The sequence below is a fragment of the Streptomyces sp. NBC_00569 genome (assembly GCF_036345255.1).
Classification (GTDB): domain Bacteria; phylum Actinomycetota; class Actinomycetes; order Streptomycetales; family Streptomycetaceae; genus Streptomyces.
Genome location: NZ_CP107783.1, coordinates 1,821,655 through 1,835,465 on the forward strand (window position 1 = coordinate 1,821,655; position 13,811 = coordinate 1,835,465).

Genomic DNA, 13,811 nt, shown 5'->3' on the forward strand with positions numbered 1-13,811 from the left:
TGGCGCAGCATTGCGATCATGAAATCAGCATGAGCCACTCATTACATGATCAGACACGCGATGCGTACGCTCTGCGCCGCCACCCTCGTGGCCGCTCCCCTCGCCCTGACCGCAACGCCTGCACAAGCCCTGACTTCATGTACGGTCAACGGCCGTCCCGTGTCCGGTACGACCGTCAGCGGTACTGCCGGCTCCGACAACATCAGCTGCGGCGCCCTTGCCTTGGGCGATAGCGTCAACGGCTTGGGCGGGAGCGACTACATCGTCATCAACGGCATCGTTGCCGGCACCGTCGACGGCGGCGCCGGCGGCGATTTCATCACGGCCAACGCCGGTACCACGGCGAACGGCAGGATCCTCGGCGGTGCCGACGGCGACTTCATCCTCGTCGGCCCGAACGCCGGCACCGTCGACGGCGGACTCGGATCGGACTTCTGCCGAATCGCTTCCGGTAACCCCCCAATCAGCTGCTGACCAGCAGCGGGTTCGTTGGGCCAGCCAACAGCGAGGCTCACAGTGGCCGGCTAGCGTGGCACAGCACGCGGTGGTCACCGGCCCGCTGCCCCCGCTCGGCACATTCCGTCACCTCCGGAGCCGCATTTCGTCGGGTCCCCGACGAGGGCGCGCTCCATCGAGTCGGCGAACTCGTCGCCGGCCTTCGGCTGCCCGCAGCGGTGTCCATGAATCGATCGGTTCCCGAACGAGCCAGGGACGCCGGGCGGATTGCCTGGCGCACCTGTTCGGTCGTGTTCAGGATGGGTGTTTCATCGGACTGCCAGCAGCCCTTCCAGACCAGCGCTGTCTCCGAGATCGGCGGAGACTTGGAGGCTGACTGCGATTCATTGCCGAAGACCCCCACGTCGTGGAAGTCCATGACGGGTGGGGCTGTCGCTGCCCAACTGCCCCGCCGCCGCCGTGTACAGCTCGGTGCCCGTCGCGGCAAGGGCGGGGAGATCTCCTCGTACCGGCGCGACGAGCAGGACGTGTTCGTCCTGTGCTTGCGCATCCTGCAATCCGCCCTTTCTGCCAGCGGCAGAACACCGGCCCCACCGGGCTCAGCGATCACTACAGTCCAGGCTCATGACGACGGTTACAACGCGCACGGTCGAATACGCGGCCGACGGCCTGACGATGATCGGGCACCTCGCGCTCCCGGCCGGTGCCGACCGCCGGCCCGCGGTCCTGGTCGGCCCCGAGGGGATGGGGCTCAGCGACGTCGAGCGCCGCCGGGCCGATGCGCTCGCCGAGCTGGGATACGTGGCGCTGGCCTTCGACCTCCACGGCGGGCGCTATTTGGGCGACCCTGAGGAGATGCTTGCCCGTTGCATGCCACTGCTCGCCGACCCCGACCGGATGCGAGGCATCGGCCACGCGGCGCTCGACGTGCTCCGCGCCGAGCCGCGCACCGACCCCGACCAGATCGCCGCCGTCGGCTATGGCACCGGGGGCGCAATCGCGCTGGAACTCGGGCGCGACGGCGTCAACCTGCGCGCGATCGGGACAGTCAACGCGCTGACCACGGGCCGCCCCGGCGAGACGCTGCACATCCGCTGCCCCGTATGGGCCGGGGTCGGGTCGGAAGACCCGATCATGCCGCCCGCGCAACGGGACGCATTCACCACCGAGATGCAGGCCGCGGGCGTCGACTGGCGCCTCATGGTCTACGGCGGCGCCTTGCACGCCTTCCACCACCCGCCGGTCGACCATCCGGTGGTCCCCGGCGTCGGCTACCACCCACGGCACGCGCAGCGAGCTTGGCGTGATGTCGTCGACCTGCTCGCCGAGTGCCTGCCCATAGCGGAGTGATCTGGTCGGCAACCGCGATTCCGGACCGCAAGCCAAGCCGCTCGACCGTCACCATGCGGTGGTCGTGGTCGTGGTCGATGGCGTAAGCGGCGGCGTCGCAGGTGGCGCAGGTGCCTTCCTAGAAGTCGTGGAGGCGCCACCACGCATACCAGAGGAGTATTTTCTCCTCAGGCCACTGTGCGGGCAAAGGTCCTTGCCACGGGCGAGGGAGGTACCGCGGGGCCTTCCAGGTGCCGCACCGTTGGTCGCGCGGGATCTGCGTGGCGTGCACCGGGGGACCCAACTCCTCCTGACGTCTTGGGCCCGAAGCTGGGAACGTCGCTCCGGTCCTTTGTCCGCATCTCGCCGGTGAATGCCTCCAGCGGGTACACCACCACCCCGAGTTGCCCGACGTCCGGACGATGACTGGGCTCGCCGACGGCCGAGACAGCCGACGCCCGACGGTGTGCGTACCCGGCCGTGGCGTCAGTCGGCCGAGTGACCTTGCCTGGCCGTTCTATCCGTGTGTGACGGTCTTGAGCCACGGTCTCAGTCTCCGTTGCGCGACCCGTAGCACTTCATCCGGAGACAGCTCGTCAGCTCGTTCGATCACGATGAGACGCCAGTCCTTCCGGCGGGCTGCGTCCAGTGTCACTGCACGCTCTCGCAGCAGGTACTGCACCGCCGAAGCCACGTCGGCGACTGGAGGACTTACCTGGTAGGCGGCGAGTTTTCCGACGTACCAGTCCATCCACTGCTCGCCTTCCCTCGTCACGGCTCGGGAAAGTGCGGACTCGGCATTGCCATCGAGAAAGACCATGACCGACCGGACCCGTGCGAGAACCGCGGTGAGGTCGGTCATGAAGGCGTCGATGGTCTCTTCACCGTGCCCCATGGCCAGCAGCGTCGGTACGAACGGCATCAGCGCGTCCGCGATCACCACGTCATCGCCCCTCGCCACGACCGCATCGACGAACTTCGTGGTCGCCGCGATCAGTGTCCCCAGCGCGACCGTGCCGGTTGTCTTGAACTCCTCGGCCACCGCAGCGAACTGTGGCCGGGTCAAGATCTCTTCTTCGCGGAAGTGGTCCACCTGCTGTCCCGTGTCGGCCAGCCATTGGGACAGCCCGGTACACAGCGTCGACTTGCCCACTCCGGGAGATGCTCCCCACACCGTGATCAGAACGGTCATGGTTATCGAGCCTAGGATCGGCAGCCATGACTGCCAACTCCCAGGCGTTCCCGGCCGTCCGTGCCGCAGATCGTGATCCTCACATGGGAACTGTTCGGCGCCGGTAGTGGCCGGCCCGGGATCGGGCCTAGTGGTCGCCATGCGGACCAGCGGAGTCGGTGCGCGGGCTGGGGGGACGGGTTGGGTGACGAGTTAGGTGAACAGGTGCTGGAGCTCGTTGCAGGTCAGCGAGATCAGGCCGTCCGGGGCCGGTGTGTGAGCGCGTTCGTGGGCGATGGCCGCGGTGAGGAAGGCGTGGGCGAGCATCGAGAGGGTCACCCATCGATGCCAGGACGTCCTCATCTGACCTGGGGTCGTCCAGTCCGGCACAGACCCTTGCCGGAGTTCGAGGAACAGTCCCTCGTCCTGCGGGACTGGCTGCGGTTCGGCGAGGCCGAGTCTCACGAGGGATCCCATGTTGGCGTTCGAGTTGCCCCTCCGGCGCGCTCAGTGGATCCAGCATGTTGGCTTCGAGCGGCCCCACTTGGTGCAGGTCCCGTGGCTCTCGACGTCCTGAAGTGGCTCCAGGCGACGGCTTGATCTGGCACCAGGTCCATAGCAGGAGCGTCGGGCAACGTCCGTGCCATCAGGCGAGATGGCGGTCAATGGCGCCCGCCATGGGCTCCACCGATGTTTTTTGGGCATCTGTGGCGTCAGCGGGGTTCCTCGCAAGAGCACGCTGAAGGTCGTGCGACTTGGGCCCGCATGTGGGGCACCCGCAGCAGGCGGCAGGCGCTGTCGCTCGCCGCGTCGGATGCCTGGACGGTCAGAAAGCGGGGAGGCCCGACCTCGCGCTCGAGTGCCAGCGGGCTTCTTCTGCCGCTGGCACTCGGCACACGAGCCCACCACTCCCGCGGCCGCCGTTCGCTCATCGCACACCAGCAGCGTAGGCCAGCACGCATCCGCGATCCGACCGCCCCAGGCTGGCCTGGCGCAGTACCCCGTCGCTGTCACCCTCGCCGAGGCGGTACCGACGCGCGCGTACGCGCTGCTCCTCGTCCTCCACACACGCTGCCTGCGCATCGACTCACTCCTCAACCCGGCCAGCGCCCTGGAACACAGCGTGCGGCGACGGCCTGCGCTTCGGCTCCTGCTGGCGTGAGTGCGGCTCTTGACCCTCACGTGACGTCAGGCTGCATAGTCGGTGCCGTGGAAGATCACTGGACCGTGGGACGCGTGGCCAAGCTGGCCGGCGTGAGCGTCCGCACGCTGCATCACTATGACGAGATCGGACTCGTGCGTCCTTCAGCGCGCACTGCGGCCGGGTACCGGGCCTACTCGGCAGGTGACGTGGAGCGGCTGCGGGAGGTGCTGGCCTACCGGCGGCTGGGCTTCGGTCTGCGTGAGGTTGCGGAACTGGTCGACGACTCGTCCACCGACGCGATCGCGCACCTGCGCCGACTGCGCGGCCTGCTGCTGGAGCAGCGTGATCGCGCTGACGCCATGGTGACAGCCATCGACAGGGAACTTGAGGCACGGGCGAAGGGACTGAAGGTGACACCGGAGGAGCAACTGGAGATGCTCGGTGCACGGCTGTACGACGCGATCGGCGACGCTTACCCCGCGACACGGCGTACCGAGCCGCGGATCGCCGCACAGATCTGGGATGCCCTCGGCGACGCGCAGACGGTACTGAACGTCGGGGCCGGCACCGGCTCCTACGAGCCCGCTGATCGCGACGTGACCGCGGTGGAGCCCTCGGCGGTCATGCGGGAGCAGCGGCCTGCCGGCTCGGCACCGTGCGTGGCCGCTGCCGCGGAGAGGCTTCCGTTCGAGGATCACTCCTTCGACGTCGCCATGGCCGTCTCCACCGTTCACCACTGGGGGGACCCGATAGCAGGGCTGCGCGAGATGCGGCGTGTGGCCCGCCGCGTGGTGGTGCTGACATTCGACACCGACGAGCCTGGATGGCAGGACCGGTTCTGGCTCACTCGCGACTACCTGCCCGAGTTCGCCGCCGTTCTCGCAGAATTCCCCTCACTTGCGGGGATGGCCGACGCGATCGGCGCCCGCACTGAGCCGGTGCCCATCCCGTGGGACTGCGCTGACGGCCTGTTCGAGGCCTACTGGCGCCGACCGGAGGCGTATCTGGAGGATCACGTGCGCCGTGCGATGTCGGTGTGGACGAGAGTCGGGCCGCAGGCCGAGCAGCGGGCGGTACGAAGCCTCAGTGCCGACCTCCATTCCGGCCGGTGGGCCGAGCGCAACAACGACCTCGCCGACCTCGACGCGGCAGACCTCGGCCTGCGCCTGCTCATTGCTTGAATGGACACCAGTCGCCCTCCTGGAATCGGCGCCCGCCAGGTCCACGGTGACAGCCAAGGGCCCGAGGCTGCTCGCCCCCGCTAGCAAAGCCGAGCACTCCGTCCACGCAGCTCACTGACCGAGGCACCAACTGAGCGAATAGCGCTGCCAGGCGGTCGCGACTGAACCTGCCGGAGGAAATGGCCTCCCCCTTGAGACTCAGCCCACGGTCGCTACGGCGAGATACAACTGAGAACAGCAGGCCAGGGGCTCCAAAGGTGCAGCTACGACCCTGTTGCGTGCACAGCACGTCGACGGACGCCGAGCTCGGGCTCCTGGGCTAACCAGCCCAGAGAAGAGGGGAGCCCCCGCCCCTGGGGGGGATGCGAGGGCTCGGCGGTGCCACGTGGGCCGCGGTTGGGGCCGCTCCCCCGAGCACCGTTCTGACGTGTACCCATCCAGTGCGGGCGCATGCCCGACACCTCGGGCAGCGGCTCGAACCCCAGCCATGACCGTTCGACGCGTGAGACGTTGCCAAGGTCGTGACGACGTTCTCAGAGGTGACCCCGCCGGCGGCAGACGACGGCATCTGCACGCTGTCCCTGACGCACAGCGAGGCGATCGCCGTCTGGCAGGCGCTCGAGGACTGGAGCAGACACACGCCAGAAAGCATCCGTGCAATGTACCGACTGGCGGCCCGACTTCAGCCTGAGGAGCGCAACGCAAGCATGCCCGCCTCTACGGGGGACGAGAGGCGGGCAAACAGCCAGTGTGTCAGGCAGTCCCTGAACGACGACCGTGGCGGAAACGGTAGGGGCGCGTCGGCGAGGTGGGACCACTGACAGATGAAGTCGTTCGCGCTCTCGACGACCATCCACGACGTGGGTTCGTCCACGCCCAGCATCTCTTGTACCCGCGCCACCGCGGCCCGCCCGCCCCAGAAGCTGCCATCGCCGTAGTCGTACTCCAGCTCCTCGCACGCCGCGCGCCCGGCAGCCAGCACCTTCTTGTCCGAGGGCGGTTCGTCTTCGCCGAAAGTCAGCGACAGCTCAGACAGGAACTTGCGTTCCCAGTTGCTGTTCGTCTTCTCGGAGCAGGCGACGGCTCCGGCGCGTTCGCCGCCGACTCCGCGTCTGCAGCCAGCGCGTCATCAACGCCGTCATCCGACGAGCATGCCGCAAGCAGCGGGGACAACAACAGAAAGCCGGCCACGAGAACGCGGACGGCAATGGGTCTTAATCAACGAGACGCTCCTGTTCTAGGCCTGCGATCACAGTCCGATGTCCTCGGACGCGGCGTCGGTCCACTTGTCGGCTTCGCGGATGTAGCCCCAGAAGGCGGGGCTGTTCTCGGCGTGGCCGGACTGTTCGCGGATCTTCTCCTCGCGCTTCCCTGCCCGGCGGCTGGTGGTGATGAACCCTGCTCGCATGCTGTGGCCGGTCAGGCGGACGGCGACCCCTGCGCGTTCCGCGTTGCGGGCAATGATCTCCCGGACTGCCTCCGAGGATAGGGCGCGGCCGCCGACGTTGCCCCACACGTCGATGGGCAGGAATGCCGGGCCCCTGGCGATGCCGGTGGCCGCCTTCCAGGTCGACCAAGCCCGGACCGGGCAGGTGTCGGGGTTCTTGCCGTAGGCGACGACCACGTTGCGGGGCGGGCGTCCTTTCACGGCTGGAACGTTCACGTCGAGCCCTTGGCTGACGAGGGTGATGCCGTCGGCGCGCAGGGCAGCGACCTCGGCGGAGCGTCCGGCGATCCCGAAGGCCATGAGCCAGAGCGCACGGTCGCGGAGCCCTGTGAGCCCAGCGGCCGCGGCCGCGCTCATCTGGCGGAGTTGGTCGGGCGTGACGGCGGCCGCCGGTCCGCGGCCGCGGGCTTGGCGCTCGGGGTCCCTCTTGAGCGGCTTGAGGGCCTGGCGAGCGGCGACGGTTACGGCCTTCGGGACTTCGATGCCGCGGCCGCGCAGGGTGACGGTGACGCCAGTGATCCGCCGGTCGATGCTGTTGGGCGCGGCTGCCTTGACGGTGTCGAGCCAGACGACGAACCCGACCATCGTCCCCTTGGTCACGGCGGTCAACGGCAGCGTGTGCCCGGTGCGTTCGGCGAGCCAGCCGTGGAACTCCTCCCACAGCGCCCAGTCGTTGGCGTAGCCGCGCTTCGTGTTGTGGGGGCGGATGGCGTCGAGGTGCTTCTCGGCTGCCTCTTCCATAGCGTGCAGGACGGCGAGCGTCGCGGCATCGTAGGCGGCGGGGGTGGCGTCCGACTGGCGCGGAATGAGGACGGTCACTTGTCACGCCCCAGGTTCTTGATGGCAGGGTGGTGGCGCCACATCAGGATCGCCTCGCCTGCCTGTCGAGAAGGCCCGAGAGAGACGGGTCGTGTCGACAGTGATCTCAACTTCAGCGGTCGGCAACTCGATCGACTGGAAAACCTGCGCGTACTCGCAGTGTCTTGGCACGCGCGGTCATCACTCGCGGGCCAGTAGTTCAACGCGGCGCCGTGCTCTGGGCAGCGCCACCGGTCGGTGCAGCGATGAGGCCTTAGGCCAGGGCTCTGAGACATGTCTAATTGTACTGTTCTGCGCCCGCGATATGGCATGTTATCGAGAGTGGGACTGACCAACTCGGGTCATCAGACGGCCCTTTGATGAAGAGCTCTCGGACGGCGCCCCCGGGCACGTCGCAGCATCGTCAGCGCAGCTGGCCGAGCAGAGGGACCCATGAACTTCAGGCTCACATCGCTCAACATCTTCGACGTTGGCATCACGTGGGAGTTCACCGAGAAGGACAGGGTTGCCGCCCAAAGGCTCATGAACTTCTTGGCCGATCGCCGCATCCTCAGGGTTGGAAGGTCACGCCCACAGGTCGAGCGGAGAAGTGCCTGCGGTCCGCTCACAAGTGCCGGGCACGGCTCACCGAGCTGCTAGACACGACCCGGCAGGCGTAGCCTCGTCGGACTGAAAGTGCCACCAGTTGACCAGGAGACCAGGCTGGTCTCCTCGTCAGCGGTAAGGGGGGCGACCGTGTTGGATGGGCCTGTGAGCCAGACAGCTGCCCTGCGCCTGCGGCAGGCCATCGCCCGGACCGAAGAGGCAACCCGAGAACGTAGTCCCATCGGACGCAGCCCAGAGGAAGCCGACGATGTGTTGGGCACCTTCACCACCGACGGGGCGCTGGGCTTCGATCCCTTCCCCTTCCTCCAAGCGATCTATGGCGCCGGCTCGCGCGCGGTCGTCATCGGTCAGGTCGCCGGCATCATGCACGGCTCCACCGAACTGACCGGGGATCTCGACCTGCTCTGGGACGGCACCCCTGACGAGGCGCACGCCTTGCGAGACGCCTTGGCCCTGTGCGGCTGCACCGAACTGCCCGATCTCGACCGCTCACAGGTGGGGTACCGGGTCACCGGTGCCAGCGGAGACCTGTGCACTTCCGCCCTGCCTTGGGGCGCCATGGATGTCACCCCCTGCCTGACCTCGGCCGAAACCACCCGTGACCCTACGGGATTCACCATCCGCTACGCCGCACTTGACGACCTGATCCGCATGCGGCGAGCCCTCGGCCGCTCGAAAGACCACCGTCGCGCGGACGAACTCACGCGGCTACGCACCTGACTCGATGGAACCAGCGCTCACCGTCTTGCCCGTGAACGGCCGTGCTCCCGGGACATCGTAGGCACCATCCACTCGCGGTATACCTCCAACTGAGACAACGTCAGAGCCAGGAAGCGACTTGAACCAGCGGCTCGCCGCGATCCGTCACGGATTCAACGAGTTCATCGAGGAGTGTGAGCGCCAAGACGGCGGCAACTTCGGCCCTGGCAGCGAAGTGAAGTTCAACGAGGCACTTGCCCAGCTGCGGACCAGGGTGCAGCATCAGACCGCCCAGGTGTCCAATCGCTACAACCTCGACGTCCTGGTCATCCCAACACATCCCGGCCGGCCAGCCGTCTAGGGCTCGTCCGGTGCATCATGGGCCGGGCCAGGCCGGACCGAAGCGAGGGCCGACCAGTGCCCTCATCGTGTTGACCGCCCCCGGCAGGCAGTGCTGGAGTCGGCACGTGGACAGCATCCCCGCCAACCGGCGGCTCTGGAACCAGATCAGCAGCGCCTACCAGCACAAGCATGACCCTCAAATCGGCGCCACACCCCGGCTGTGGGGCATGTACTCCGTCCCCGACGCGCACCTGCACGCCTTGGGCGACGTCACCGGCAAGCGCGTCCTCGAACTCGGCTGCGGCGCCGGCCAGTGGTCCAGGGCGCTCGCCGCCGAGGGCGCCACCGTGGTCGGGCTCGACCTGTCCGAAGCCCAACTCGCCGCAGCAGCACGCGCGATGGGAGCGGCCCGCTACCCGCTGGTGCAAGGCGCCGCCGAACAACTCCCCTTCGCCGCCGACAGCTTCGACCTGGTGTTCTGCGACTTCGGTGGGCTCAGCTGGGCGCCCCCACACCTGGCCGTCCCGCAGGCCGCACGTGTCTTGGGCCGAGGCGGGCGCCTGGTGTTCAACGTCGCCAGCCCATGGTTCGAAGCTTGCTACGACGAAGCCGCCGGCCGCGTGACCACGACGCTGCAGCAGGCCTACTTCGGACTGAACACCATCGCCGAAGACGACGGCGCGACCAGCTATCAGCTCACCTACGGCGACTGGGTCAAGGTCCTGCGCGGCGCGGGTCTCATCATCGACGACCTCATCGAGCCGCGGCCCGAGCTCGGAACACCCAACGGCTACAACGAAACCGACCCACCCGACTGGGCACACCGCTGGCCGGCGGAACTGCTCTGGGTAACCCACAAACCGTAAGTTCCGCCGCGCCGAGACGTGAAGGCATCCCCTCGCCGGACAGGCCCAGGGTCTGTCCGGCGGATCAAGTCGCACTCGGTGGCCCGCGCTGATTTGTGCTGGTGAGCGGGGTCTGGTGCGTCGAGATGCAAGGCGGAGGAGGGCGACAGCGTGGAGCGTCGGCAACCGACGACAACGCCGCAGGTCGGCGTGCCAGACCACGCGCAAACAACGCATCGGGGCAATACACCTTGGCCTGTCGGGACGATGGGCGCACGGGCGGTGCAGCCGGCTACGGAGCCGGCCGCACCGCCCGTCGCGCTCGTGCTGCCCTGAGCAAGAGCAGCCGGGCCACAGGTTCTTCTGACGGCGCTCCTTCAGAGCCGGTGAGGCGAGCGCTCCGCCCCGTACGTACGCCGACACAGGCGTGCGCCACCGGCGTGTTCTTCCCTTGCCCTCTAGGAGACCTCCTGCGGTTGGTTCGGCTGGAGTGCGCCGGACTGATCGCGCACCGGTCGCTTCCGCTGCAGCCACAGGCCCACCAGCGCGATGGCCACGGTGAATCCGAGGGCGAGCACGGCGTCCTCGCGGGCGTCCGGCAGGGAGATCATCACCGCGTACAGCGCGACGAGCGCGATCAGGGTCGCCCAGGTGAGCCAAGGGAAGAGCCAGACTCCCGTGCCGGTCGCGGGACGGCGCCCTGCGGCGCGGTCGTGGCGGCCGAGTACGAGGTGGGAGGCGGCGATGCCGATCCAGGTGATGTAGACGGTGTCGCCGGTGATGTTCACGAGCCGGGTGAAGGCCGTGGTCGGATGGAACACCTGGAGCAGCAGGCAGAGCACGGCGACCGCGACGGTGAGCAGGATCGCCGTGTAGGGCACCCCGCGCCGGGAGACGCGTGCGAGGAAGGCCGGGGCGTCCTGGTCGCGGGCGAGCGCGAAGAGCATCCTGGAGCTGGCGTAGAGCTGGGAGTTCATCGTGGAGAGCAGTGCGGCGAACAGCACGATGTTCAGGAGGGTGGACGCGCCGTTCAGGCCGAGATGGCTGAGGGTGGCGACGAACGGGCTCGCCCCGACGGCGGCGCTGTTCCAGGGCAGGAGCAGCACGATCACGGCCAGCGAGCCGAGGTAGAAGACGCTGACCCGGACCAGGATGGTGCGGGTGCTCTTGCGGATGGCGGCCGCGGCGTCCCGCGTCTCGCCCGCGGCGATGGTCACGATCTCGGTGCCGGAGAAGGAGAACATGGCGCCCGAGGTGGCGATGACGACGCCGCTGAGTCCCATGGGGAGGAAGCCGCCGTGGTCCACGAGGTTTCCGACGCCGGGTGCAGGCGTACCCGGCAGCAGGCCGGCGACCGCGACGATGCCGACCGCGATGAACAGGGCGATCACCGCGACCTTGATCCAGACGGCCCAGAACTCCATCTCGCCGTAGGCGCGTACGGAGGTCAGGTTGACCGCGCTGACCACGGCCACCACGGTCAGGGCGGTGAGCCAGACCGGCAGAGCCGGCAGCCAGCCGTGCACGATCTGTGCGAGCGCGATCGACTCGACGCACAGCCCCAGGGGCCAGCCGACCCAGTAGAGCCAGCCGCTCGCGAACCCTGCCCAGCGGCCGAAGGCCAGTCGTCCGTACACCGCGAAGGCACCGGTGTCCGGTCGGGGCATCGACATCTCGGCCAGCATGCGCATAACCAGGATGACGACGGCGGCTGTGACGGCGTACGAGATCAGGATGCCCGGGCCCGCCTGCTGGATGCTCACCCCCGAGCCGACGAAGAGTCCCGCGCCGACCGCACCACCGATGCTGATCATGGTGATGTGGCGGCTGCGCAGGCTCTGGGCCAACGTCGCCGAGCCACCGCCCGCAACAGCCGGACCACCCGGCAGCACGCCCCGGCCCGCGCCTTCGGCCGTGTCGGTGCGCTGCCGCGCCACCGTTGCGTTCTCTTCCTTCATGACCGGACCCCTGTCCGCGACTGGGCACGCACCTGCTGCGACAGCGCGCTGAACAGCGGCAGGCGCAGCTCCGGGCTGGGGACGAACGCCTCGGGATGCCATTGGACGCCGACGGTCCATGCGGCGTCGGCGGCATCGGAGGCGGTGTATGCCTCGATGGCCTCCACGCATCCGTCGTCCGCGCGGGCCGACACCCGCAGTCCGTCGCCCACCCGGTCGACCGCCTGGTGGTGACCGGAGGACACGGGGATCCGGTCGCGTCCGAACACCGCGGCCACCGCGCTCCCGGCCGACAGCACGACGTCGTGCACGGCCCACTCCTGGCCGGGCTCCGGGTCGTGCGCGACGGAGGTCTTCGGCAGGTCGAGGTGGAGGGTGCCGCCGCGCAGGACGTTGAGCAGCTGCATGCCGCGGCAGATACCCAGGAGCGGGAACCCGCCGTCCAGGGCGTGCTGGATCACGGCCGTGTCCAGCCGGTCCTGCGCGGGATTGACGTCGTAGAGCGCCGAATGGTCCGGGTCGGCTCCGTACCGGGCCGGATCGACGTCCCCGCCGCCCGGCACGACGAAGCCGCGACAGTCGAAGGCTTGGGCGTCGAGCGTGCTCCCGTCCTCGGACGGCCGCAGCAGGACGGGCTCGGCGCCCGCGGCGCGGATCAGGTCGACGATGTCGTCGAAGATGCGGTTCGCCTCGAGCACGCGCTGGTCGGCGCCGGGCGCGGTGGCGTCGCTCAGGCGTACGGGTATTCCGATGCGGGGTGCCGGTGCCGCGGACTCAGTCGTACTCATAGGCTCTCCTGCTGATCGCAACTTGCGGTAGAGATGCGAAATCTAGAGGATAGGTTTCATGGACGACAAGGGCTGGGCCCAACACATCGCGCCGGTGCGCTCGGCGGGAGCGGCGGAGGCGATCGCGCGGCGGCTCAACGAGCTGATCGGCGCGCGGATCCTCGTCGGCGGTGACCGCTTCCCTCCGGAGAAGGCCCTTGCCGAGATGTTCGGGGTGGCCGTGATGACCATGCGTCACGCCATGGCCGTGCTCCGGGAGGACGGGCTGATCGAGACCCGGCGCGGACACCGCGCCGGCACTTATGTGGTGCCCGAAGTACTCGCCCGGATCCGGGAGCTGACCGCCCTCCACCCGTACACGCAGGCCGACATCGAAGAGCTGACGGCGTGGCGGATCGCGGTGTCCGGGGAGGCGTCCGCCCGGGCGGCGAGGCGCGCCTCCGAGGCGGGTCTTGCGAGGCTGCGCGAACTCGAGGCCGCGACCGACGAGGCCGTCGCCGACGCGGAGGCCTATCGCACGCTGGACGCCGGACTCCACCTCCACATCGCCGAACTCTCCGGCTCCCGGCGGCTGATGGAGGCCGAACAGGGCATCCAGGACGAGCTGACCCGGCTCCTGGCGGAGCACCCCGGCGGCGTGGAGGCGCGCAGTACGCCCGACCAGCAGCACCGTGGTCTCGTCGCGGCGATCGAGCACAGTGACGCGGCGCAGGCGCGCGAGCAGTTCACGATCCACGCCGAGGCGACCGCGGACCTGTTCCTTCCGTTCGTCCAGTAACCGACGTACGTGAAGGGGACGTCCGGAGTCGAGACCCCGGACGCCCCCTTTCGCCACTGGGAACTACACCACCTTGGACAGGAACGACTGGGTGCGTTCGCGTTGCGGGTTGGTCAGGACATCGCAGGGGGTGTCCGGATTCGACGACGACGCCGCCGTCCATGAAGACGAGGCTGCCGCCGACCTCGCGAGCGAAGCCCCTGCCGTACGTGACGACGATCATCGTCATGCCGGCGCGGATCGCGGCG

13 protein-coding genes and 1 pseudogene are annotated in these 13,811 nt (G+C 68.5%); 7 read left to right on the plus strand and 7 right to left on the minus strand.

Features of this window, described 5'->3' with window-relative positions:
• The first annotated feature begins 45 nt into the window (after positions 1 to 45).
• Both OHO83_RS08420 and OHO83_RS08425 read left to right on the plus strand, forming a co-directional pair.
• The gene (locus OHO83_RS08420; RefSeq protein ID WP_330279025.1) at positions 46 to 474 is read left to right on the plus strand and encodes a hypothetical protein; all 429 of its coding nucleotides are present in this window, start codon (positions 46 to 48) and stop codon (positions 472 to 474) included.
• 606 nt (positions 475 to 1,080) lie between these two features.
• A complete protein-coding gene (locus OHO83_RS08425; RefSeq protein ID WP_330279026.1) occupies positions 1,081 to 1,806 on the plus strand; it encodes a dienelactone hydrolase family protein in 726 nt (241 codons plus the stop codon).
• Between the two features lie 496 nt (positions 1,807 to 2,302).
• Here the strand turns inward: OHO83_RS08425 and OHO83_RS08430 are convergent, their stop codons facing one another.
• A complete protein-coding gene (locus OHO83_RS08430) occupies positions 2,303 to 2,977 on the minus strand; it encodes a hypothetical protein (protein ID WP_330279027.1) in 675 nt (224 codons plus the stop codon).
• A gap of 192 nt (positions 2,978 to 3,169) precedes the next feature.
• Positions 3,170 to 3,295 (minus strand): hypothetical protein, encoded by a 126-nt coding sequence (locus OHO83_RS08435; protein ID WP_330279028.1) that lies wholly within the window; start codon positions 3,293 to 3,295, stop codon positions 3,170 to 3,172.
• A gap of 888 nt (positions 3,296 to 4,183) precedes the next feature.
• Between OHO83_RS08435 and OHO83_RS08440 the strand changes: the two genes are divergently transcribed.
• On the plus strand, positions 4,184 to 5,281 hold the full coding sequence (locus OHO83_RS08440; protein WP_330279029.1) for a MerR family transcriptional regulator: 1,098 nt from the start codon (positions 4,184 to 4,186) through the stop codon (positions 5,279 to 5,281).
• Between the two features lie 682 nt (positions 5,282 to 5,963).
• On the opposite strand, the gene OHO83_RS08445 is transcribed toward OHO83_RS08440, so the two are convergent.
• Positions 5,964 to 6,263 carry a hypothetical protein gene (locus tag OHO83_RS08445; protein WP_330279030.1) on the minus strand — a complete coding sequence of 100 codons (300 nt, stop codon included), beginning with the start codon at positions 6,261 to 6,263 and terminating at the stop codon, positions 5,964 to 5,966.
• A gap of 267 nt (positions 6,264 to 6,530) precedes the next feature.
• On the minus strand, positions 6,531 to 7,547 hold the full coding sequence (locus OHO83_RS08450; RefSeq protein WP_330279031.1) for a tyrosine-type recombinase/integrase: 1,017 nt from the start codon (positions 7,545 to 7,547) through the stop codon (positions 6,531 to 6,533).
• A 750-nt stretch (positions 7,548 to 8,297) separates the two neighbouring features.
• Here OHO83_RS08450 and OHO83_RS08455 point away from each other — a divergent pair.
• From OHO83_RS08455 to OHO83_RS08465, 3 genes are all read left to right on the plus strand, one after another.
• Positions 8,298 to 8,873 (plus strand): hypothetical protein, encoded by a 576-nt coding sequence (locus tag OHO83_RS08455; RefSeq protein ID WP_330279032.1) that lies wholly within the window; start codon positions 8,298 to 8,300, stop codon positions 8,871 to 8,873.
• A 118-nt stretch (positions 8,874 to 8,991) separates the two neighbouring features.
• Positions 8,992 to 9,213 (plus strand): hypothetical protein, encoded by a 222-nt coding sequence (locus OHO83_RS08460; protein WP_329432748.1) that lies wholly within the window; start codon positions 8,992 to 8,994, stop codon positions 9,211 to 9,213.
• 106 nt (positions 9,214 to 9,319) lie between these two features.
• Positions 9,320 to 10,060, plus strand: a complete 741-nt coding sequence (locus OHO83_RS08465) for a class I SAM-dependent methyltransferase (RefSeq protein ID WP_330279033.1) — start codon at positions 9,320 to 9,322, stop codon at positions 10,058 to 10,060.
• A 437-nt stretch (positions 10,061 to 10,497) separates the two neighbouring features.
• On the opposite strand, the gene OHO83_RS08470 is transcribed toward OHO83_RS08465, so the two are convergent.
• A complete protein-coding gene (locus OHO83_RS08470) occupies positions 10,498 to 11,997 on the minus strand; it encodes an amino acid permease (protein WP_330279034.1) in 1,500 nt (499 codons plus the stop codon).
• Positions 11,994 to 12,785, minus strand: coding sequence for a gamma-glutamyl-gamma-aminobutyrate hydrolase family protein (locus OHO83_RS08475; RefSeq protein WP_330279035.1), 792 nt, complete (start codon positions 12,783 to 12,785; stop codon positions 11,994 to 11,996). Before OHO83_RS08475 ends, OHO83_RS08470 begins: the two co-directional genes overlap by 4 nt.
• 58 nt (positions 12,786 to 12,843) lie before the next feature.
• Here OHO83_RS08475 and OHO83_RS08480 point away from each other — a divergent pair, with 58 nt between their 5' ends.
• Positions 12,844 to 13,563, plus strand: coding sequence for a FadR/GntR family transcriptional regulator (locus OHO83_RS08480; protein WP_266677266.1), 720 nt, complete (start codon positions 12,844 to 12,846; stop codon positions 13,561 to 13,563).
• A 63-nt stretch (positions 13,564 to 13,626) separates the two neighbouring features.
• Here the strand turns inward: OHO83_RS08480 and OHO83_RS08485 are convergent.
• Positions 13,627 to 13,798 (minus strand): annotated as a pseudogene (locus tag OHO83_RS08485) (ectoine/hydroxyectoine ABC transporter ATP-binding protein EhuA); the annotation flags it as partial.
• Positions 13,799 to 13,811 lie beyond the last annotated feature (13 nt).

Coding starts and splice junctions, on each gene's coding strand:
- OHO83_RS08420 (WP_330279025.1), top strand. CDS start 46: ATGATCAGACACGCGATGCGTACGCTCTGCGCCGCCACCCTCGTGGCC.
- OHO83_RS08425 (WP_330279026.1), top strand. CDS start 1,081: ATGACGACGGTTACAACGCGCACGGTCGAATACGCGGCCGACGGCCTG.
- OHO83_RS08430 (WP_330279027.1), bottom strand. CDS start 2,977: ATGACCGTTCTGATCACGGTGTGGGGAGCATCTCCCGGAGTGGGCAAG.
- OHO83_RS08470 (WP_330279034.1), bottom strand. CDS start 11,997: ATGAAGGAAGAGAACGCAACGGTGGCGCGGCAGCGCACCGACACGGCC.
- OHO83_RS08475 (WP_330279035.1), bottom strand. CDS start 12,785: ATGAGTACGACTGAGTCCGCGGCACCGGCACCCCGCATCGGAATACCC.
- OHO83_RS08480 (WP_266677266.1), top strand. CDS start 12,844: ATGGACGACAAGGGCTGGGCCCAACACATCGCGCCGGTGCGCTCGGCG.